The sequence below is a fragment of the Blautia sp. AF26-2 genome (assembly GCF_003460955.1).
Classification (GTDB): Bacteria; Bacillota; Clostridia; order Lachnospirales; family Lachnospiraceae; genus Fusicatenibacter; species Fusicatenibacter saccharivorans.
This window is the reverse complement of sequence record NZ_QTWD01000011.1, coordinates 1-21690: the sequence shown is the minus strand read 5'-3', so window position 1 is coordinate 21690 and position 21690 is coordinate 1. Positions and strand designations below refer to the sequence as shown.

General features: G+C 45.0%; 16 protein-coding genes and 1 tRNA gene. 1 reads left to right on the top strand and 16 read right to left on the bottom strand.

Annotated elements, in window-relative coordinates; genetic code table 11:
• Window positions 1–64 precede the first annotated feature (64 nt).
• The 12 genes from DWY63_RS13975 to DWY63_RS13920 all read right to left on the bottom strand — a co-directional run bounded on the left by DWY63_RS13975 (window position 65) and on the right by DWY63_RS13920 (window position 16831).
• Window positions 65–3631, bottom strand: a complete 3567-nt coding sequence (locus tag DWY63_RS13975; RefSeq protein WP_117761897.1) for a PD-(D/E)XK nuclease family protein — start codon at window positions 3629–3631, stop codon at window positions 65–67.
• A 225-nt stretch (window positions 3632–3856) separates the two neighbouring features.
• Window positions 3857–5239: a citrate lyase holo-[acyl-carrier protein] synthase gene (gene citX, locus DWY63_RS13970; protein WP_117761896.1), complete on the bottom strand. Its 1383-nt coding sequence runs from the start codon at window positions 5237–5239 to the stop codon at window positions 3857–3859.
• Complete coding sequence (gene citC / locus DWY63_RS13965; protein WP_082424868.1) at window positions 5223–6260, bottom strand: [citrate (pro-3S)-lyase] ligase; 1038 nt, start codon at window positions 6258–6260, stop codon at window positions 5223–5225. The genes citX and citC overlap by 17 nt, the downstream gene beginning before the upstream one ends.
• 17 nt (window positions 6261–6277) lie before the next feature.
• A complete protein-coding gene (gene citF, locus DWY63_RS13960) occupies window positions 6278–7870 on the bottom strand; it encodes a citrate lyase subunit alpha (RefSeq protein ID WP_055226576.1) in 1593 nt (530 codons plus the stop codon).
• Between the two features lies 1 nt (window position 7871).
• Window positions 7872–8771, bottom strand: coding sequence for an aldolase/citrate lyase family protein (locus DWY63_RS13955; protein ID WP_055226574.1), 900 nt, complete (start codon window positions 8769–8771; stop codon window positions 7872–7874).
• Window positions 8768–9067, bottom strand: coding sequence for a citrate lyase acyl carrier protein (citD, locus tag DWY63_RS13950; RefSeq protein ID WP_055226572.1), 300 nt, complete (start codon window positions 9065–9067; stop codon window positions 8768–8770). Before citD ends, DWY63_RS13955 begins: the two co-directional genes overlap by 4 nt.
• A gap of 82 nt (window positions 9068–9149) precedes the next feature.
• Window positions 9150–9965, bottom strand: a complete 816-nt coding sequence (locus tag DWY63_RS13945) for an alpha/beta hydrolase (protein ID WP_117509984.1) — start codon at window positions 9963–9965, stop codon at window positions 9150–9152.
• A gap of 16 nt (window positions 9966–9981) precedes the next feature.
• A complete protein-coding gene (locus tag DWY63_RS13940; RefSeq protein WP_055226569.1) occupies window positions 9982–10878 on the bottom strand; it encodes a carbohydrate ABC transporter permease in 897 nt (298 codons plus the stop codon).
• Between the two features lie 10 nt (window positions 10879–10888).
• Complete coding sequence (locus tag DWY63_RS13935; protein WP_055226567.1) at window positions 10889–11812, bottom strand: ABC transporter permease; 924 nt, start codon at window positions 11810–11812, stop codon at window positions 10889–10891.
• A 71-nt stretch (window positions 11813–11883) separates the two neighbouring features.
• Entirely contained in the window at window positions 11884–13428 is a 1545-nt protein-coding gene (locus DWY63_RS13930) for an ABC transporter substrate-binding protein (protein WP_055226565.1), read from the bottom strand.
• Window positions 13429–13535: 107 nt separating this feature from the next.
• A complete protein-coding gene (locus tag DWY63_RS13925; RefSeq protein ID WP_055226563.1) occupies window positions 13536–15119 on the bottom strand; it encodes a response regulator transcription factor in 1584 nt (527 codons plus the stop codon).
• Window positions 15116–16831 (bottom strand): sensor histidine kinase, encoded by a 1716-nt coding sequence (locus tag DWY63_RS13920; protein ID WP_117761895.1) that lies wholly within the window; start codon window positions 16829–16831, stop codon window positions 15116–15118. The genes DWY63_RS13925 and DWY63_RS13920 overlap by 4 nt, the downstream gene beginning before the upstream one ends.
• Before the next feature lie 234 nt (window positions 16832–17065).
• On the opposite strand from DWY63_RS13920, the gene DWY63_RS13915 reads away from it, so the two are divergent.
• Entirely contained in the window at window positions 17066–17539 is a 474-nt protein-coding gene (locus tag DWY63_RS13915) for a hypothetical protein (protein ID WP_055226560.1), read from the top strand.
• Between the two features lie 188 nt (window positions 17540–17727).
• Here DWY63_RS13915 and DWY63_RS13910 read toward each other — a convergent pair whose 3' ends face one another.
• From DWY63_RS13910 to DWY63_RS13895, 4 genes are all read right to left on the bottom strand, one after another.
• Complete coding sequence (locus DWY63_RS13910) at window positions 17728–19638, bottom strand: NAD(+) synthase (RefSeq protein ID WP_055226558.1); 1911 nt, start codon at window positions 19636–19638, stop codon at window positions 17728–17730.
• Window positions 19639–19727: 89 nt separating this feature from the next.
• Window positions 19728–20603 (bottom strand): Hsp33 family molecular chaperone HslO, encoded by an 876-nt coding sequence (gene hslO, locus DWY63_RS13905; protein ID WP_022462421.1) that lies wholly within the window; start codon window positions 20601–20603, stop codon window positions 19728–19730.
• Between the two features lie 9 nt (window positions 20604–20612).
• A complete protein-coding gene (locus tag DWY63_RS13900; protein WP_117509992.1) occupies window positions 20613–21380 on the bottom strand; it encodes a class I SAM-dependent DNA methyltransferase in 768 nt (255 codons plus the stop codon).
• A 108-nt stretch (window positions 21381–21488) separates the two neighbouring features.
• Window positions 21489–21560 (bottom strand) — tRNA-Asn (locus DWY63_RS13895).
• Window positions 21561–21690: the final 130 nt, after the last annotated feature.

Sequence of the window (21690 nt, the reverse complement as noted above, 5' to 3'; positions counted from 1 at the left end):
TTCTGGCTGATTTTCTTTCCCTCACTTGGAAAAAATGCACCATATTTCACTTTTTCAAAAGCAGTCACTCTTTTTGATCTCTTTGTGCTGTCTCCTGCATTACCTTCATCAGCAGTTCTGTATCCATGCCCTTTAATTTACGGTATTCATATCCCTGAATTTTCTGATCGAATCCGCAGATTCCCTGATATTCGCAATATGCGCATGCCGTTGCTCCATCCCGCTGAAACGGCGAAATTTTTACATTTCCCGAGAAAATGCCCTCGCCGATCTCACGTACCTTCTTTCTGGTGTATGTCCGAATCACGTCAAACTGCTCCGACGATGCCACTTTCGAATAGCCTGTGTAGCTTCCGTCCTTCTTCTTTCCAACCGGAATCACATCCGACGTCGTTCCGTCCTCGAGTACACGGTCGAGCAGCTCCACTACCTTCCGATCTGCATTTACAAGGCCATCCATCCGCAGTGCTTTCAGCATCCGTCTGCCCCACGCCTCATCGGTCTCATCTTCTTCCTGGTCGAGGATCGGATCATCAATATGATAATAAAATACCCCTGCAGGCTCCACCAGCTTACCCGGATGCTTTTTCTGCTCCAGCTCCACCGCCGCATCGAGATAAACTGCCAGCTGCAGCTGTAATCCATAGTAGAGTGCCACCAGATCAAGTGACGTATTTCCTGTCTTGTAATCGATGATTTTCACATACACCTTATCGTCCGTTTCGCAGAGATCCACACGGTCAATCCGTCCGCGCAGCCGCATCTTCTCATGCTCCGACAACTCAATGTTGATCGCAGACAGGGAATCCTCCATGGAAAAGGAAACCTCAAACTCCCCTGGCTCAAATTCTCCCTGCCGGATCTGCTGCTGCAGTGCCCAGACAGTTCGTTTCAGAATCCGCTTTACGCGGATGATGCGGTACTGATTCCGGCTTGAACTCTGAAAAATTGTGTTTCCATAGTCCGCCATCGTCTCCTCGACACACTCCTCAATCAGACGGTCACGCGTGTCATCGGTCACCGTCTTCCAGGTCTCACCGTTCTCCTGCAGCTTTTTCGAAAACTTCTCAAGCGCTTCATGCATGACCGTTCCCATATCCGCCGCTTTCAGCTCATACTGATCCCGCTCGCGAATCTGGAGACCAAACTCCATAAAATGGGCAAACGCACATGCCGCATACTTTTCCAGCCGTGTCGCACTGTTTTTTAACGTATCCCCGTACAGCGCCGATGCCGCACTCCTTCCGATCACACCATCCGCACAGCGCAGAAAGGCCGCTTTCCGATACGTCTCCGCCGGAATCCCCGCCTCCGGATGCGCCGCATACCAGCGGTAAAGCTCTTCAAACAGCGGATTTATCTCGCCCTCTGCCGCCTTTCCAAGCTCCTCCAGAAACAGTGCCTCCCCGGAACGCGGCATTTCCAGTTTCTCCTCCGGATTTTCTTCTTTTTCGATATCCCGCACCGGAATTTCCGGGAAGAGTTTCCGGATTTCATTGATCAGATACGACGGATTCTGCGCCTCGCCGGATGCACCTGCCTTTGCAAACGAAAGATACAGCCGCTCCGACGGCTTCGTCAGATTTCGGTAGAGATGGAATTTCTGCTGATACATCGTCTCACGCGCCGTCGGGGACAGCTTTGCATCCGCTCGCTCCAGCTCCTCACGGTCATACTCCGACAGGATACCGCCCCCCGCATCGTGGCGCGGAATCAGTCCATCGTTCACACCGACAAAAAACAGCACGCGGATATCCTTCAGACGTGACCGTTCATTGTCTCCGACCAGCACCTGATCCGCTGTCGGCGGAATAATGCCAACAGAAGCCTCTGCAAAGCCCGCCTCCAGAATCTCCTGATACTCTGCCAGTGTCATTTTTTCCTCGCCCAGCACCTCGACAATCTTATCCAGAAGCTCCATGACAATACCGTAAATCTGGCTGTATTCTTTTGCAAATGCCTCCTGCCCCCGCTCTTCAAACTGCTGCCGCCGCTCCTCAAGTTTTTCCTGCATCCGATTCTGCACCGCCAGTGCGTACAGGGCCTCCGTCCGCTCCCGCACCGTGGCGTCTTTTTTCTTCATCTGTTCTGCAAACGGCTGCACTTCGGCATAGAATTTTTCCCGCAGGAGATTGCGCTGCGGCACTTCATCCGGTTTGATGCCGCGGTATCCCCGCGTCCACGTCTCCCCATACGCTTTCAGCCCGCGGATGCCAAGTGCCAGAACATAGTTTTCCATCGCATCTGTCTCCTCGCGGCTCAGACTCGAAAGGCCGCAGCGCAGATAACGGAAGACGCTCTCGTAGGAAAAGCTCTGTACCACCATCTCGATCGCCGCGCGCAGAAATTCCACGAACGGATTCATCAGCACAGAATGCTTTTCGTCCACAAAGTACGGAATGCCGCATTTTTCAAAAATTTCCCGCGCATATGTGCCATAAATGGAAAGATCTCCGGTCAGAACGGCAAAATCCTGGTACCGCATCTTCTCCTCACGCACCATGCGGCGGATCAGGCGCACCGTTTCCTCGAGCTCCGCACGTGGAGATGGCGCTACACTAATGTAAATACCCTGCTGTTTCAGATTTTGTCCGGACTCCAAATGCTCCTTTTTCGTTTTCTGTGCATTTTCCAGCGTGCTTGGCCCAATTTCTTTTTTGTTCTTTCCATTTGTTCCTGCCCCTGCTTTTGACTCTGCTCTTTTTCCTGCCTCTGTTCCGACAATCCTTCTTATTCCATATCGAAACAGGTTCTGTTCCAACTGATCCATCATGCTTCCCGACTGAAAACGGCCATATCCCGAGCGTCTGACCCAGATTTCCGGCTCCACTGGGCACCCTGCTTCGTCTGCCGCTTTCATAAGCTGTTGAATCAGCTGGCGGCTCATCGCAAAGAGCTGGTGCGGGATTGCCTTTTTATACGGATCCTCCCGCTCATCCATAATAATCGTCACATAGACCTTTTCACAAAGCCGGAACAGTTTTCCAAGCACACCGATCTGTACTGGCGTAAATCCGGTAAATCCGTCCACCAGTACCTCACTGTTTCGAATGAGTGATGATTCTTCCAGCTTTCCCGCCAGAACCTCCAGCACATCCTCCGCCGTCACGTAGCGATTTTCCAGATATTCTTCAAATGCACGGTAGATTACCCCGGTGTCTTTCAGCTTTGCTGCCAGCAGCTTTTTCTCTCCCGTCTCCTCCGCCCACGTATCAAGCTCGGACGGCGCAATCTGATACTGCTTCAGCTCGGAAATCAACGATTTCATCTGCGAAACTGCGCCGGTTCTCTTTAACGTACTTCCAAGAATCGTCAGCTCCTTTTTCTTCTCCTGTGCAACGCGTTTTACCACAAGACTCTTTCCCGTTTCTTCGAGCACCGGGTACAGACTGCCTCCGGTCTCCTCAAAAATACGGTAAGCCAGACGCTGGAAGCTCAAAATATCAACATTTAAAATACCGCCCGCCGGATGCAGTGACACAAGCTCTTTCTGCGTCTGCATTGTAAACTGCTCCGGCACAATGATCAGATAAGTTTTCTCCGGGTGGCGCATCGCTTCCGCCAGAATTTTCTGATACGCATATCTCGACTTTCCAGCCCCCGAATTTCCCATGATAAACTGCAGACTCATGTTTCGCTCCTCCTGTTCTGATCCACTTCTGCTCCAAAGATAAACATATCTACAGTATAGCAGACTCCTTTTTTCGATGCAATCAACCTTCAGGCAAACAGTAACCATTTCCTTCTGAAAATACTGCCATATATTTCTAACGTAAACGGCCGCTCTCAACAGCTAAAAATATTCAGCATTAAGAGCGGCCGTACATTTTAAGAGCAATGACAGCGTCATATATTTTTATTGTATTATACTTTTCAAACGTTCCATCAGTGTTTCCATGCGGCACAAAAAAATCGTTGCTGCAAGTAAATCCGCAGCTCCGCCCGGACTCATATTTTTCCGGATACAAATCTGATTCAGTTCTCGCACTTTTTGCAAACCCTCCGCGCAAAAAGCACCACCTGTCTTAAGAATTGCCTTTGCTTCCGTTTGCAGCCATCGCATTTCTTTCTCACTGGTTCTGCTGATGACATTTGTGTCCGTAAGCTCTGCTATAATTTCAAGAAGAATCTGTACATTGATCTGATTTTGATCCCTGTTATTTGCTATATACTGCTTCATATGAGGAACCGTACGTTCACACAGAATCGGATATCCGCTCATCGCCAGTCCCCGGACTCCTTTCTCGCCCAGATGGCAGTAAATTTTTTCTCCATGCGTGATCCCCGAGCTTTGTTTTAATTTTCTCAGATCCTGTTCCAACTCTTTTTTTGTCATTTCCAGACTGATCCGGCAAACATCCTCCGACTCGATTTTTCCGTAATTTCTCAGGGAAATTCCGGCTGCAGCTGCAAGAATGCCAATCGTAAAAATGATTCCTTTGTGCGTATTGACTCCTCCGGTTGCAACAAACATTTTTTCTTCCGTCTTTTTTCCTCTTTCTCTGAGAAGGGGAAACAATGTCTTCGGATCTGCCTCCCAGGAATACCCGGCTTCAAACATTGCCGCCAGATCTTCGGCGATCGCCTCTGTACTCTTTTGAAATGTCTGACAGTTCATATCTGTATGCGCACCGGTATCCTCCCGGTCTACTAAGCCTGGTTTTGGTGTTGTATACACTTCCTCCATCAGTGCCTGACTGATCTCAGCAGCTACGCCTCTTTGCAGCTGTTCTTCCCATATGATACCATAGATCTTTTTTCTCAATTCTTCGATCGAATGTTTTCTGCTTCTGCCACACTGGCAGGCCGGGTTGTCGCATAACAGACATTTTCTTTCCGGAAATCCAAGATCCTTTCTGCTGATTTTCGTATTTTCTTTTTCCAATACATCAATATCATACAGTCTCCCGATCTTCGTCTCTTCCAAAGCAATCATAAGCTTTTTCACCTGGCAGCCGTCTGCTTTCACAACCAAATATCCTTCATATCCGGTTATGTTTTCTTGTACCAGCCGGACTTCCGTCGAAATTTTTTCCGTTTCCAGCTTATTCTGTATCTTTTCTAGTCCTTCATAAAAGACCTTTTCGAAAAGTTCATTTACCTTTTCCGGACCCGGAATATTGAGCATAAAGCAGATTAAGGTACCCGGATATTTTTCAAGAAGCTCTTTCTGCGTTGCCACCCTTTTTTCTCGGCTCCACAATACCTGCTCTAAGGAAACCTTATTTTCCGTTTTCATTCTTTTTCCTTTCCAGATAGCGCCAGGTACTTTCCGGAAGCATCCCGCAGACGCTTTTTAATTGATTTTCCGCATATCTTTTTCTGACCTCAGATGCACTGATGATCTGGTCTCCATATGTTTTTCGGGGAATTTCATGAAAGCGGATCTGATAGCACGGCAGCTGCTCCCGTAAGCACTGGTTATAGGTATGTGTCACATCGCAGGCCGGTTCACTGCCTACATAGCGATCCGTTATATTAAGTTCCGGTGCAATACGCTCTCCAAATAACTGAATATCCAACTGGCAATTCATCTCATAGGCTTTCGCTTTTTCTTTGATAAAATATGTCGGAAACACAGCCGGCGAAATCATGTATTCTGAGGTCTGGTGAAGAATCACATTTGGAATTTCCTGTATTCCTTCTTTTACCAACTGATACCGTTCTCTCGTTGTCAGAAAGCTCTGTTCTTCTGAGAGGATAAAAATGTGCAGCCATTTGTTTTTTTTTGCCGCCTCCCGGATCAGGTATTCATGTCCCCTGGTAAAGGGATTACAATTCATAACCACTGCCCCAATACCGTTTTCATGCCTGTTTTCCACTTTGCACTTCTGTTGTTCCTGTGTTTCTTTTTTTAATCGTTTCAGGAATTTTTCCAGTCCGTTTTTGTCATTTTCCAGAAGAAGAATTTTTTCTGTCTGTGTCACCGGATACATTCCCATACTGCAAAACAGTTCTTTGTTCTGAGGCTTGGTAAATCCAAAAAAATGAGAAATTCCCATTCCATAAAAATATTCAATCAGAGATGTCATAAGATGTGCCAGCAGATTCTGTCCTTGATACTCTTCTGATACCGCAACACATTTTATGATATTTTTCTGGCAGGAAGCAGTTGCTATGATTTCTTTCTCTTTTCGCAATACAATGGAATGCGTAATCTGCTCATCATAAGTAAGTCCCATGTATTCCAGAAATTTTTTGAGTTCCTCTTTCTTTTTCCCGGTAAAAGGATCCCCTGTTTCTTCCATATAGTCCCCCACTGCCTGCCCTCCTTCTCTTATTTATGTACTGACTCCGGGAGTACCTTCTTTTCCTCTTTAAATTGGAATGGTTTAATCTGACGAACTACATCCATGATGGTTCCGTCTCTGCTTTCAATAATTCCTACAATACGTTCGCCAAATTCTACTTTCTCCGGTTCTCCTGCAATCCGGTAAGCCAAATCCCGAAGTTCTTCTATCGTTTTCAGCGGAAGTCCACTGTTTTTTACCGCTTCCAGCAGATCTTTTCGCAGTGGATTAACTGCAACTCCATATTCCGTGATGACTACATCTACAGATTCTCCCGGTGTTGTCACTGTTGTTACTTCCGTACAGATTGCCGGAATTCTTCCTTGCAATAATGGAGTCAGTACAATGGTGCATTTTGCGCCTGCCGCCGTATCCGGATGACCTCCCTGCGCGCCTGTTATAACGCCATCGGAACCTACTACAACATTGCAATTGAAATTTACATCAACTTCCAATGCTGCCAGAATCACAAAATCCAGTTTGTTGACTACTGCGCCCTTGTTAAAAGGATCTGCATATTCACCGGCACTGATTCTGAAATGCCTGATATCTTTTACTGATTCTACCGCATCCAGATCAAAATCCTGCGTATCCAGAAGTACATCAACCTGATTGTTATCCAGAAGATCACACATCGGTTTCGTCAATCCTCCGACGCCGAAACGCATACGGATTCCACGTTCCTTCATGATTTTTGCCAACGAAATGGTGGAAGCGATAGATGCGCCTCCCACACCGGTCTGATAAGAAAATCCATCTTTAAAGTACGGGGTAGAAGTGACAAATCGTGTACAGTAATCCGCCATCATCAGTTTTCTCATATCTTTCGTCGGTTTCGCTGCACCTGTTGCAATTTTCTTGGGATCTCCGATTGCATCTACCACTACTACATAATCTACCTTTGTCATGGAAATATGTGTCGGAAAATTAGGAAACGGCACCAGACAGTCCGTAATTGCTACGACCCGGTCCGCATAATCAGCATCTACCATCGCATAGGACAATACTCCGCAATCTGCTTTTCCACCGATACCACGACAGTTTCCATAATCATCACACGTCGGTGCTCCGATAAATGCAATATCCAGGTGTACTTCCCCTGTTTCGATTGCCCGAACTCTGCCGCCGTGGGAGCGCATCACTGCAAGCCCTTTCAGTTTTCCCTCAGAAATCGCTTTTCCAATCTCACCGCGCACACCAGAAGACTGGATTCCTGTAATCGTTCCATCTTCCATGTACGGTACCAGTCCTGCATGCGCTTTCCCCAGAGAACTGGCACAAATGGTAATATTTTTAATACCCATTTTATGGATTTCTTCCATCACCATATTTACAACCAGATCACCATCCCGGAAATGATGATGAAATCCAATTGTCATGCCATCCCGGATTTCACATTTCACCAGTGCCTCATGAATTGTTTTCACCAATTTGCTGCCATCGGAATTCACCACGCAGCGGGTTTTCGGACCATCTTTCTGATATTCATAACCATCATAATAATGCACTCCGTGAAATACTTCTTTTCCTGTTGCCTTCAATATTTCCTCGGGAATTTCTCTCCCTACTGCATTTTTCATCTTACAGTTCCCCCTCGTACACACCGGAAGCCTTGGCCAGTTCGATTATTCGCTTTGCACCATCATAAAATGCAATATCAATCATCTTTCCGTCCACAGTAAATACACCGATTCCCTGTGCCTTTTTGCTATCAATCTCACGGACTACTTTTTCCGCAAAAATAATCTCTTTTTCTTTCGGTGTAAAAATTTCATGTACAATATGAATCTGTCTTGGATTGATAATTGATTTCCCGTCAAATCCCATCAGGTGAATCGTATTGACATCTTCTCGAAAACCATCTTCGTTCTCCAGATCTGTATAAACGGTATCAAAACATTGCACACCTGCTGCCCGCGCAGCAATGACAAGCTGCTGTCTTGCTCCCATCAGTTCTATTCCGGTTCCCGTAATGTGGGTATGCAGATCTTTCGTGTAATCTCCACCGGACAGTGCGATACCAAACAGCCTTTTCGAAGCCTCGCAAATTTCTAATGCCTTCACCACACCTCTTGCCGATTCTATCGCTGCCATAATTAAGGTACTGTTCTCCGGTCTGCCAAATTCATTCTCCGCCTTTAAAATTTGCTGCTCCACTATTTTTACATCCTGCGCTGTCTCTGTCTTAGGAATACGGATGCCATCACATCCACCGGCTACTGCGCAGCGGATATCTTCCTTCCAGAAAGGCGTGTCCAGACCATTAATACGTACAATCCGTTCTGCTCCATGATAATCAATCGTGCGCAGTGCATGAAACAGGGAAAATCTGGCTGCATCCTTCTGATTTTCTGCCACTGCATCTTCCAGGTCCAACATCAGAGAATCTGCCCCATAAATATACGGATCCTTAATCAGTCCCGGCTTCTGTGCATTTAAAAACATCATGGTACGGCGTAATCGCTTTTTTGCGTCTCTCATCTGATTGCACCTCCCCATGGCAGCTGCTCCGACTGTCCGGCGGAACGGTATACCGCAGCTTCCACCCTCGCACGGATGGTGCAGTCCAGAGCTCCTTTATCTACAATCTTAATTTTTACGTTCTGAACTCCCAGACTTTTCAGAGTATCCAGAACCACATGACGGATCTGATTTCCATACTGATGAATCACTGTGCTTTCCAGTACCAGATCTATGTTTCCATCTCCATCTTCTACCGTAACCATACAATCGCTGGATTCCAGTGTTCCGGCTACGGCTGCTTTTTCTATCTCCATTTTCCTCTTCTCCCTGTATTTCCCGTGGGGCTGTCGCACTAAAAAAATCTGGCGAGACAACCCCCTTTATACTCTGCAGATTTTACTCTTCTACTGATTTTCCCGCAAAGTTCATCCAGTCCAGAATCTTCTGAATATACTCATCAAAGAAAATATCATCATGCCTTCCCGGTCCCTCTTCAAACAGCAGCGGAACGCCCAGCTGATCCGCAAACTCCTTCAGATCGACCGAATCCTGGTGACGTCTGTCCTCTGTACCGCAGCAGGTATACAATCTCGGAATATCTCTTCCTTCTTCTTTCCGGTTTTTCAACAGTGTAAAAACATCATGAACCTCCGGTGTAATCGCAGGCGGATCACCATATAACGCTTCACAAAGGGTGGATACCGTGTTAACCTTTCCCTGATAACGATATTCGGCATGGTAAGATCCCGCAACGCCTCCGATTGCCGCAAATTTTTCCGGACAGGTAAGTCCCCATTTATAGGCACCGTAACCTCCCATCGACATTCCTGCAATAAAACGGTTTTCCCGCTTTGTTGCTGCCGGGAAATTTCTCTCCACAAAATCTGTCAGTTCTTCTGTCAGATAAGAAAAATAATCCAGTCCGTATTTCATGTCCGTATAGGCGCTGTTATATACGCTTGGCATAACCACCATGATCTGATGCTCATCTGCATAACGCTCAATTTTGGAGGTCCGCAGATACGTAAGGTGGTCACCTGTAAATCCATGCAGCAGATACAGGGTCTGATATTTTTTGTTTTTTCCGAAAGTCTCTCCCTTTTTTCCCTGCTCCACATCTTCCATCCGCTCCTTTTCCGGAAGCAGAATCGAAACATCTACCTGCATCCGCAGGATACAGGAATGAAAATTACAATGTACATATGCTGCCATCTGTTTCTCCTTTCTGTCAGCCTTTTACAGCGCCGACAACCACACCTTTGATAAAATATTTCTGAAGCATCGGATAAATAATAATGATTGGTAAAATTCCGACAAATGCCAGTGCCATTCGGATGGAGTTGCCCGGAAGCGAAACTGCCTGTCCTTCCGCTGCCAGCTCTGATGCTCCGCTTCGCAGATATTCAATGTTTTTCATGATACGCATCAGCAGATTCTGAATACCAAAATATTTTGGATCCTGTACGTAATATAAAGCATTGGTCCAGCTGTTCCAGTAGGAAAGACCTGTAAACAGTCCAATGGTGGCAACTACCGGCTTCGACAACGGAAATACAATTTTGGTGAAAATTCCAATTTCTGACGCTCCGTCCAGCTGCGCAGCTTCGTATAATGCTTCCGGCAGACTGTTGCTGTAATAGTTTCTTACCAGGAAAATATTGAATGCTGTCATCAGAAGATTCGGAAAAATCAGTGCTGCATACGTATCTTTAATGTGAAAAAATGTTGTCCACATAATATACTGTGGCACCAGTCCTCCATTAAACAGCATGGTAAAATACACAAAAAAGGATAATGCATTTCTATATTTGAATGTTTTTCGTGCCATCGGATATGCGATCGAAGTTGTCAGTAGCACGCTTAATCCGGTTCCGACAACGGTTGTTCCAATCGTAACAAGATACGATCTTACAATTGTTGCTGCCTGTTTTACCATGTAGGTATATGCTTCCAAGCTGAGTTTCTTCGGCAAAATCTGATATCCGTTTGTAATCAGTTCATTTTCATCGGTAAAGGACGCAACCACCAGAAGAATCATCGGAAACAACGCCACAATACTGATTACCACTAAAATAACTGTTGCTATTGCAATAAATCGTTTTTCATCGCTGACTGTCTTTTTCATATCCTGCCTCCTAGAACAATGCGTTTTCCGGATCTTTTTTCCGCACAATAAAGTTTGCAATCATTACCAGTGCAAAACCAACTAATGACTGATATACACCTGCTGCCGAAGACATTCCTACATTACCCTGTTCCATCAAACCGCGATATACATACGTATCTATCGTCTGTGTCGTAGAAAACAGGGTTCCCGCATTCATCGGTACCTGATAGAACAAACCAAAGTCCGAATAGAATACACGGCCGATTGCCATTAATGTCATAATAATAATGGTTGGTCTCAGAAGCGGAAGTGTAATGGCAGTAATCTGTTTCAATTTAGAAGCGCCATCAATCTTTGCTGCTTCATAAATTTCCTTATCAATGCCTGCAATACCTGCCATATAAACGATCGCATTATATCCGGCATTCTTCCAAAGATATACAATAACCAGGATAAACGGCCATGCCGTTTTTGCGGTATACCAGTCTACGCCCTTTTTCCCCAGCGCATTTAAGATTGTATTGTTCACAAAACCGGTTGTACTTCCCAATAACGCATATACCAGATACGCCGTTACAACCCAGGACAGTAAGTGCGGAAATAACAGCACGGACTGGAAAAACTTTCCGCGTAACAGTTCTCCCAGCTCATGCAGCAGGATTGCAAAAATCACAGAAACTACTGTTCCGATCACAATAAACGCCAGATTATATAACAACGTGTTTCTCGTAATGACCCATGCATCATCTGTCAGAAACAAAAATTTAAAGTTATTCAGTCCACACCATGGGCTTCCCCAGATTCCTTTTGCATAACTGAACTTTTTAAACGCAATAAAGGTTCCCACAATCGGGATATAGTTATTAATAATCAGATATGTAATACCTGGCAGTGCAATGAAAAGCAATGCTAATGTATTTTTACTGGCATATTTCTTCTTACTCTTTGGCATAATTCGAGCTCCCTTTTATAAATAAGGCTGCGGTGATATTCCGCAGCCCTTTCCTTTTTTCAAAGTCTTTTCTACTTACTACTCATCCATGCATCCAGCTGCTCCTGCTTTGCCTGAATCAGGTCATCCATACCAGCTGCTTTCAGTCGTTTTGTCATCTCGGCAAGTGTTGTATCTACATCTGCTGCACCAACCCACAGAGATTTTTTATACTCTTCTACAATGTTCTGGCATGCGGTGTATTCTGCTTCTTTATCACTGTAGTCGTAAAGGAAACCATAATAATTTGAATGATCTCCATCATAATTCTGCTGTTTATTTGTCTCTTTTTCTTCTCCATACAGACCGCCTGCAACCGGATAGGTCAGCCATTTATTTCCCCAGAAATAGTAGTTCATATTATTGGTATATGCTACACTGTTCAGATCCGTATATCCATCCGGTGCTACTGCACAACCATTTTCATCCAATTTGTAATCCACTCCTTCTTCTCCATAGACCAGAAGGTTGTCTACATATGCATCCGTGTACAGCAGGTTCATAAATTTGCAGGCTGCTGAAGGATCTTTACAACCGGAATTTACCATCCATGCTCCGCCGTTTCCAGACCAGATCATAGAATCACTGATCTGTACGTTTTCAAAAGGATGACCATAGTTGTTTGTATACTGCTGCGCAATCTTTGGATTACCCAGTCCACAGAATGTACCAAAGCAGTTGCCGGACATCAGTAATTCTGCGGTAGTTGCCGTTGTGGTAGCTGCATCACTTGCATAATAACCAGCTTCAAACCAGCTTCTGGTCAGTTCGCACAGTTCTTTGAAATCTGTCGTTTCATACATATCCACTACAGTTGCATTGTCCTGATAAGCCACACCGGAAACTGGTGAGGCAATATTGTCGCCTAATGGATCGATTTTATCAATCTTGCCCAGGTAACTTTCAAATAATGCATTCGCTCTGTTCGGATCAATGATTGTCATATCCGGATAAGCTTCTTTTACCTTTGCAAACACTGCAGTCAGATCTTCCGGTTTGGTAACCTGGCTCATATCAATTCCAAGTTTCTCTGTAATATCTTCACGATAGGTAAATCCACCCGGTACATAGTTAGAACCCATATTCAGAATTCCATATGTTTTTCCCTCTACCGTTGTCGGCGCCAGAAAACCATCGTAAAGAGTTTCTGTTGTCTCTTTCAGATCATTGTCCAGATACTCTGTAATATCCAGCGCTGTTCCATCCTGGATATATTTCAGATGAGATGTATTATATGCCTGAAATAAATCCAGCTGTTCTCCGGATGCCAGCATCAGATTCACCTGATTCATATAATCAGAATTGGAAAACAGTACCAGTTTGACCTTCGTATTGATCTTATCTACTGTATAATCGTTGATCAGGTTCTGAATTCTTTCCAGTTCTGATGACTCCGGGATATTGTTCTGCGTCATGTACGCAAATACAACCTCTGCCGGTTCTTCGCTGTCGCTGCTTTCCTGTTTGCCGCTCTCCTGCTTTCCGGCTGCATCACCGCTCTGTGCTCCACCACATCCGCTCAGCAGAGATCCTACTGTCAAAGTAGCCATCAAAATCGCCAAAATCTTTTTCTTCATTTGTTTCTCCTTTCTTCTTTCCGGTTCCTTTTGATAGACTTATCATAACGCAAAAAAAACGAAAGTTCTTACACAAAAAAGTACAAAAACTTTCGTTTTTAAGATATCTATTCTCTTTTCCGAAACTCTGCCGGTGAAACTCCCGTATATTTTTTAAATACAGATGAGAAATACGGAAGCGTATCAAATCCGACTTCCAGCGCAATATCAATCACCTTTGTATTGGTGTTTTCCAGCAAATGTTTCGCTTTTTCCACGCGCAGAGAATTAATATAATCATTCAACGACGTTCCGATATCCTTCCGGAACATTTTTCCAATGTATTCCGGTGAAAAATGAAACCTCTCCGAAAGCGTATTTCTGTTAATATCTTCCGTATAATGTTCTCTGATATAATCAATTACCTGATCTGTGATCCTTTTTTCTGTTTTTTCTTTCCGTTCCTCCTGTGTCAGATCAAATACCTTATTCATCAGCCAGGTCATCCACTGCACCATAGAAAATTCCGATTTAACCGCATTCATATCCAGTCGCAGATAGATCGGATCACGAATCACGCTGTTCATATTTTCCTTTTTATCATGGAGATATTTGCTTACAAGCTGTGTCAGTTCCACCTGAAAATTGCGAAATCCTTCTACGGAATGCATCGTTTGCTTTACATGCTGCAGCGTTTTTTGTAAATATTCCATTGTACTTACCCTGAATCCCTTGTTCAGACACTGCAGGATATAATCTTCGTCCAGAATATGTCCGGACGCCTCCTTTTCTCGAAGCAATACCATAAATTCCTTTATTTCCCCTTCGTCATAAATATGCGTTTTGTCATATTCCATTATTTTTTCTTTTTCCAGACCCACTTCATAAAAAGGAACACTCGGGGAAATGTATCCGATCTGCAATGTCTCCGGAAAATATTTTTCAAATATGTTTCTGACCTGCTCTGCTCTCTCTTTCGTCTCCTTTTCCGAAAATTCCGACAGAATTCCAAGATAGGTTCCCTTATTTTCTTCCCAGCAGATCACATTTTCCATTTTGATTTTTTCTGTGAATGCTTCTGCCAGAATGTTTTCCATTGCAAATTTATAAATGGATTCCTGTCCCTTTTCTTTACCCAAGTCCAGTTTTCCACTGGCAAAATGAAGAATCACAACACAATATTTTTCCTGAATCTCTTCCTCTATCCCCTGCTGCTTTATTTCCTCCTCGAGTCCCTGTTTCTGCACACCGGGTTCCAGCAATACTCTTGTCCAGAAATATCGCACCATCTTTCTTATTCCGCTCTCCCAATATTCCCGGATTTCCTCCGTTTTTTGTTTCCAGACTATTTTTTCTGTCACACGAAGCAATGTCTGATTGATTTTATTCATGTCAATCGGCTTCAGCAGATAGTTTGCCGCACCATTCTGTACAGCTCCATAGGCATATTCAAATTTTTCATGGCTGGTCAGAAAGATAACCTCTGTCTGGATTTTCTGTTCTCGTACCCATTTCAGAAAATGAATTCCATTCTCCTTTGGCATTTCAATATCACATAAAATCAGTTCCACTTTATTTTTTTGCAAAATATCTCTGGCCATAGAAGTATTGTAGGCCACATAGATCTGGTCAATAGAAAGTAACTCGCGATCCAGCTGTTCTTCCAATACCTGCGTTGTCACAATTTCATCATCTACAATCAGCAAATTCATCTCTCTTCGTCTTTCTCCTCATCTGTACATTTCAGTGTTTTCGGAATCCATATGGTTATTTTAGTTCCTTCCGGTTCCAGATTCTCAAAATACAGAAGATGATCCTGCTGGTACATCATCTTCAGAACCTCTTTTACATTTTTTATTCCAATTCCACTTCCATCTTCTTTTTCTGTTATTTCCATATCTTTATTCACAAAGTCCAGTATTTCCTGCGAAAATTGACCCTGCGATATATATAGTTCCAGTTTTAAGTAAACTTCCTTCCCCGAAAAGCTCAACAATGCCTGAATCAGAACCGTAGTGAACGAATCAATACTGATCACGTGCTTAAATATATTTTCCAAAAATGTATGCAGGATCATCTGCGGCACCGGATACTGCTGCGTTTCTTCCGGTATATCCATATAGACATAAAAGCAATCCCGGTACATAAGTCGCTGCATTTCCAGATATCCACTGGCATTCTTTATTTCATCCTGCAGCGGAACGGTATGCAGACCGGTTCGAAACATATAGCGGATATTCTGTGAAAATGCCTGAATAAAGGTATGGACATTCTCTTCCTCGTGCTGATAAACCATGCTGTTGATTGTTGATAAAGCATTCAGGAAATAGTGTGGTTTTAATTGCATATGGATATACTTCAGTTGTACATCCTTCATTCGAAGTTCCTGTTCGTACTTTTCTACCCTCATTTCAAGAATCGTCTGTACCATATCATTATATGCCTGTTTTACTTCTTCCATTTCGTAGCTGTTCGTATTATATTCCGCTCTTGCCCTGAAATCCCCACTGTGAATTTTTCTGGAAACCCAGGACAGGTCTGCAATCGGCTGAAAAATTTCTTTTTGCATATACCAGACAATTGTTCCAAAGAAAAGTAAAGACAGTACTAAAAATCCAAAAATAACGATACCGGATGTAGAATATGCGGCATACTCGGAGGATTTTACGCTGTAATACATCTGATATGCATCTTCCAGAACAGATCCCCGATAGATACTGATGGATGGATCCTGTTTCTGCAGATTCTCTATCGCTTCTCCATATGTCCAATCCTCTCCTGAACCGCACAGAATTTTCCCTTTTTTGTCTGTAAGATAGAACGCTGCCTCTTTGATGGACATATCATTATAGTTTAACAAAGAGTCCAGTCTTTTTTCTGATATCAATACAGCGATCGTATTTGCACCATAATTATAATATTTTACCAGATACACCTGCTCCCCCATGACAGTAGAAGTCCAGCCGGATGTAGGAGTTTTATCAAACGTATTACGCTTTTGAAGATACTTTTTGATATCTTTTATTGTATCATATGTTATATTTCCATTTCTCTGAATCAAAATACTGTTGTCTTTGCAATTAACAATCGCATAGGCATCCGCTTCTTTGGTATCTTTACATCTTTCCTTAAGAATCTGCAGCATTTGATGCTGCGCTTTCACTTTCTCCAGATTATTTTCTCCATTCAGCTGTGTCAAAAGCAGCCGACATCCCAGTAAAAGATCCAGGTTATCGTCAAGTCGCTCCAATACACTTTCCATCGTATTATGATAAATTTGCAGTGTATTTTCCACCAGGTTTTTCTCGTTTTTTTTAGCAATATCAACAATAAATGATTTGTACAGAAACAGTAATATAATCTGCAGAAGCAAAAAAGTAGTTAAAAAAACACTCATAGTACTTCTGATTTTTCTTTTTTTCATCTTTCCCCTCTTCTTTTCCCAACTCTTCTCTGAAATCTGTTATCGTGACCGATTACATTATATACTAATTCTCGGGCAGAAGAAAGACTGTCCAAAGATTATATTCGGAATTTGCATGTTACGAAACTTTCTTTCATAAACGATTTCTCTTTTACATACATTATAATAAAAACGCCCGTCCGTTTGCCCCTCGTCCGCTCACAGACGGTTTTTCAAAAAGGAGTGTGCCCGCCCATGAGTTCCAAAACGAAAATCATTGTACTACATATGAAAGAAGTGGTTTACACCACTGTTTTTCTCGCTCTCGCGATCCTTCTGCTCGTGGTTTTTCTGATTATGTTCGGTTCCGGAAAAAAGGAGTCTGCGAAGAAACCTGCGGCCTCATCCACCGGTTCTGCCGAGAGTGCACGCTACATTCCCGGCATCTATACCTCCACAATTTCTCTCGGTGACCAGACCTTCGATATACAGGTCGATGTCGAGCAGGACCGCATTACCGCAATCTCAATGAATAACCTAAGCGAGACCACGGCCGCTATGTACCCGCTTATGGAGCCTGCACTCGATTCCATTGCAAGTCAGATCTACGTAAACCAGACAACCGAAGGCCTCATTTACGGCGAGGATAACCGCTACACCTCCGAACTGCTTGTCATGGCAATCGACCAGGCTCTCGATCAGGCCCGCAATCCTTCTGCAACCAAATAAAGTTAAAAATGGCTCCTGAGTGTTCTCACTCCGAAGCCATTTTTCTGTTGTTTTTCTATTGCTTTTCTGTTGTCTTATCTGTCAATCCTTGATTCTGTGAACCAGACACACTCTAATGCTTATCGTCCGAACAGTTTACCGCGTCAATCGCAAGCACCAGAAGAAGCGCCGGAATCTCATGCGATGGATTACAGCCGGTCAAGCTGTTCTCTCCAGAGTTTCACGCTTGCATCACTTGGCATGCGCAGATCGCCTCGCGGGGAAACCGCAACGCTTCCGACCTTCGGTCCGTCCGGCAGGCAGGAACGCTTAAACTGCTGTGCAAAAAATCTCCAGTAGAAGGTTTTCAGCCACTTCAGGATTGTTGTATCATCGTAAACACCGGCAAACGCAAGTTTCGCCACACGGTAAATTTTCAGCGGCTCGTACGTCACACGCAGCATATAGTACAAAAAGAAATCGTGGAGTTCGTACGGTCCGACAAGATCCTCTGTCTTCTGGGAAATGACACCGTCTTTCGGCGGAAGCAGCTCCGGGCTGACCGGCGTATCAAGCACATCCAGGAGAATATCAGAAAGTGCTTTCTCTCCGCAGGTATCCGCATAATACTGCACCAGATGGCGCACCAGTGTCTTTGGCACAGATGCATTGACTGCATACATTGACATATGATCGCCATTGTACGTTGCCCAGCCAAGTGCCAGCTCGGAAAGATCACCCGTTCCGATAACCATACCGCCGGACTGGTTGGCAAGATCCATCAGAATCTGCGTTCTCTCACGCGCCTGTCCGTTTTCATACGTCACATCGTGTTTCTCCGGATTCTGTCCGATATCACGGAAATGAAGATTGACAGCCTCCTTGATATCGATCTCTTTTAAGGTTGCGCCAAGGCATCTCGTCAGCTCACATGCATTCTGATACGTACGGTCTGTCGTTCCAAAACACGGCATCGTTACAGACAGGATCTGCTTTCTCGGAATCCCGAGCAGATCAAATGCTCTTGCCGTTACAAGCAATGCCAGCGTCGAGTCAAGTCCACCGGAAATACCGATAACTGCGCTCTGGCAATGGGTATGCGCCAGACGTTTTTTCAGTCCCATAGCCTGAATATTTAAAATTTCGTCGCATCGCTGATCGCGGTTATGCTTATCCGACGGTACGAATGGCCGTGGATCGAAGTAACGGGTCAGCTTTGTCTCTTCTATTGACAAGGAGAATCGAACGACCTGATACCCATCGGTTCTCTGCTCCGGATACGTGGTCATCCTTCTGCGCTCACTTGTGAGACGATCCACATCGAGATCTGCACAAATGATCTGATTCTCAAATCGTTTTGCCTCGGCAAGAATGGTTCCGTTTTCAGCAATCAGATGCTGTCCGCCAAAGACAAGATCTGTCGTCGACTCGCCCTCACCTGCTGTCGCATAAATATAGCCGCAGATCAGACGCGCCGACTGTGCGCTCACAAGGCTTCTCCGGTAACTGTCTTTTCCAACCATTTCATCACTGGCAGAAAGGTTTACGACCACTGTCGCACCTGCAAGCGCATGCGCCACACTCGGCGGATTTGGGGTCCAGAGATCCTCACAGAGCTCTGCCGCAACCTTAAGACGCGGCATTTTTTCACACTGGAAGAGCAGATTCATGCCAAACGGAACCTCTTTTCCAAAAAATTCCGTTGTTGTCACCGCTTCTTTTCCCGGCGTAAAATGACGCAGCTCATAAAATTCATTGTAGTTCGGCAGATACTTTTTCGGCACAATGCCGAGAAGCTCTCCGTGACAGAGCACAGCGGCTACATTGAACAGCTTTCCGCCCTGTTCCCACGGCAGTCCGACAAAAATCAGCGCATCGGTCTCTTTCGTACCATCGGCAATTTCCTTTAATCCTTCTTTCGCCGCATCAATCATCTGACTCTGCCAGAATAAGTCACTACAGGTGTAGCCGGTAAGAGCCAGCTCCGGGAGCACCATCACCTTTGCTCCCTCGCCCTCCATTTTATGAATCGTTTCCAGAATGACTCTCGTATTTTCTCTGACATCCGCTACCACTACCGCACAGGAAGCGGCGGCAACTTTTACGAATCCCTGTTTCATCTCTTTCTTCCTCCACTATCTGGTTCCCTGTTACAGATTTTCTGCAAACAGAAGCTCTCACAGCCTCCGTTTCGCCTGAAACAGTACTGTTATTTGCTCTTACGCAATAATTCTTTCAGATCCTCGGTAGAAAATTCATAGGCGCTGTTGCAGAAATGGCATTTCAGCTCCACCGGTTTTGCTTCCTGAATCATCTCGTTCAGTTCTTTTCTTCCGACCGCTATCAGCGCTTTCGATACACGCTCACGGCTGCAGTTGCAGTAAAACTGGGTCGGCACGGTATCGTTGATCACAAGGTCCATGTCTCCAAGCAGTTTTTCAAGAATCTGCTCCGGAGTCAGGCCCTCGTCAAGGAATGCGGTAACGGAATTGACTTCTGCCAGACGCTGCTCCAGTTTTTCAATGACTTTCTCATCGCAGAACGGCATCAGCTGAATGATAAAGCCGCCGGCCTGACGGACGGTATTGTCTTTGTTCATCAGCACACCGAGTCCGACGCTGGACGGAACCTGCTCACTCGTTGCAAAATAGTAGGTCAGATCCTCTGCGATCTCACTCGTCTGCAGAACGCACTGTCCGACGTACGGCTCTTTCAGTCCCAGGTCTTTGATGACATCCATGAATCCGACGCCGACAGCACCTGCCACGTCAAGTTTTCCTTTTTTGTTGGCCGGAATCACGACGTCCGGGTTTCCGACGTAACCTTTTACATTTCCTTTGGAATCTGCTGTTACGGTAATGCCGTTCAGCGGTCCGCCGGCATGGATGCGCAGGGTCAGAAGGTCTTTATCTCCCTTCATCATAACGCCCATCATTGCACCTGCCGTCAGAAGGCGGCCCAGCGCTGCGGTTGCAACCGGGCTCGTGTTGTGATCCTGGCGTGCTGTCTCTACGGTTTCTCTTGTTGTCGCTGCAAACGCACGAATCTGTCCGTCTGCCGCTGTTGCTCTTACAATATAATCCATGTTTCTCTCCTATTTCTCACTTTTTCCTTTTTCTCTTGCTACGACATAAATACGTTCGCTCTCCGGTCTCGGCGCATCCTTTGTGAATGCATCGTAGGCCGTTACAAACTCCATGCCTGCCTCTTCCAATAAGCGGCAGATCGTCGCAAGATCGTACGCTCTCTGATAATGTACCTCCTCAAATTTACGGTACAGATCGGAATCTTCTCCCTCCGGGATGAAAATGGCGAGCTCATATTCGTTGATCTCTTCCTCCGGGTCATAGTAATTGTCCCAGATAAAGCTTGCCTCCTCGCGGTTTTCCGCAATCGTAGTCTCACCCATCTGTTCATATTTATACTTGGTATTCAGATCAAAGATAAACATGCCCTTCGGGTCCAGATAATTGTTGACGAGCGAGAAGACTTCCCGCAGATCGTCTTCCTCCAGAATATAGTTGATGGAATCACAGATGCTCACAACCGCCTTCACGGTTCCGTAGAGCTCAAATTCCCGCATATCCTGAAGCAGATATAAAATGTTTAAGCCGGACTCGGCGCGTTTTTCACTGGCAATCTCGAGCATATCCTCAGAATTGTCCACGCCGATCATATCGTAGCCCTCTTTGGCGAGCAGCTCGGTCATATTCCCCGTTCCACATCCAAGATCGAGCACCAGTCCGTCTTCCACCTGATATTCTTTTAAAAGCTGAATCAGATATTTGCTCCAGGCAGGATAGTCCACGTTGTCCATGAACATGTCATATACCTGGGCAAAACTGGTATAACTTTCATTCATCTTTCTTTTCTCCTTCATCGTTTACAGTAGCTACGCCTTATTGTATCACATCACACAGGGCAACTCAATATACGAAAAGACCTGCAGGATCCCTGCAGGTCTCATTCACTCCCCGAGTTGGGCTCGAACCAACAACCCTTCGGTTAACAGCCGAATGCTCTACCATTGAGCTATCGAGGATTATTTAATTGAAGATATTTGATATACCTTCAAAACCGCATACACTACACATCTATCATTCCATCTTGTGAACACAACCAATTAGGTCAAGCCCTCGACCGATTAGTAACAGTCAGCTCCATGCCTTACG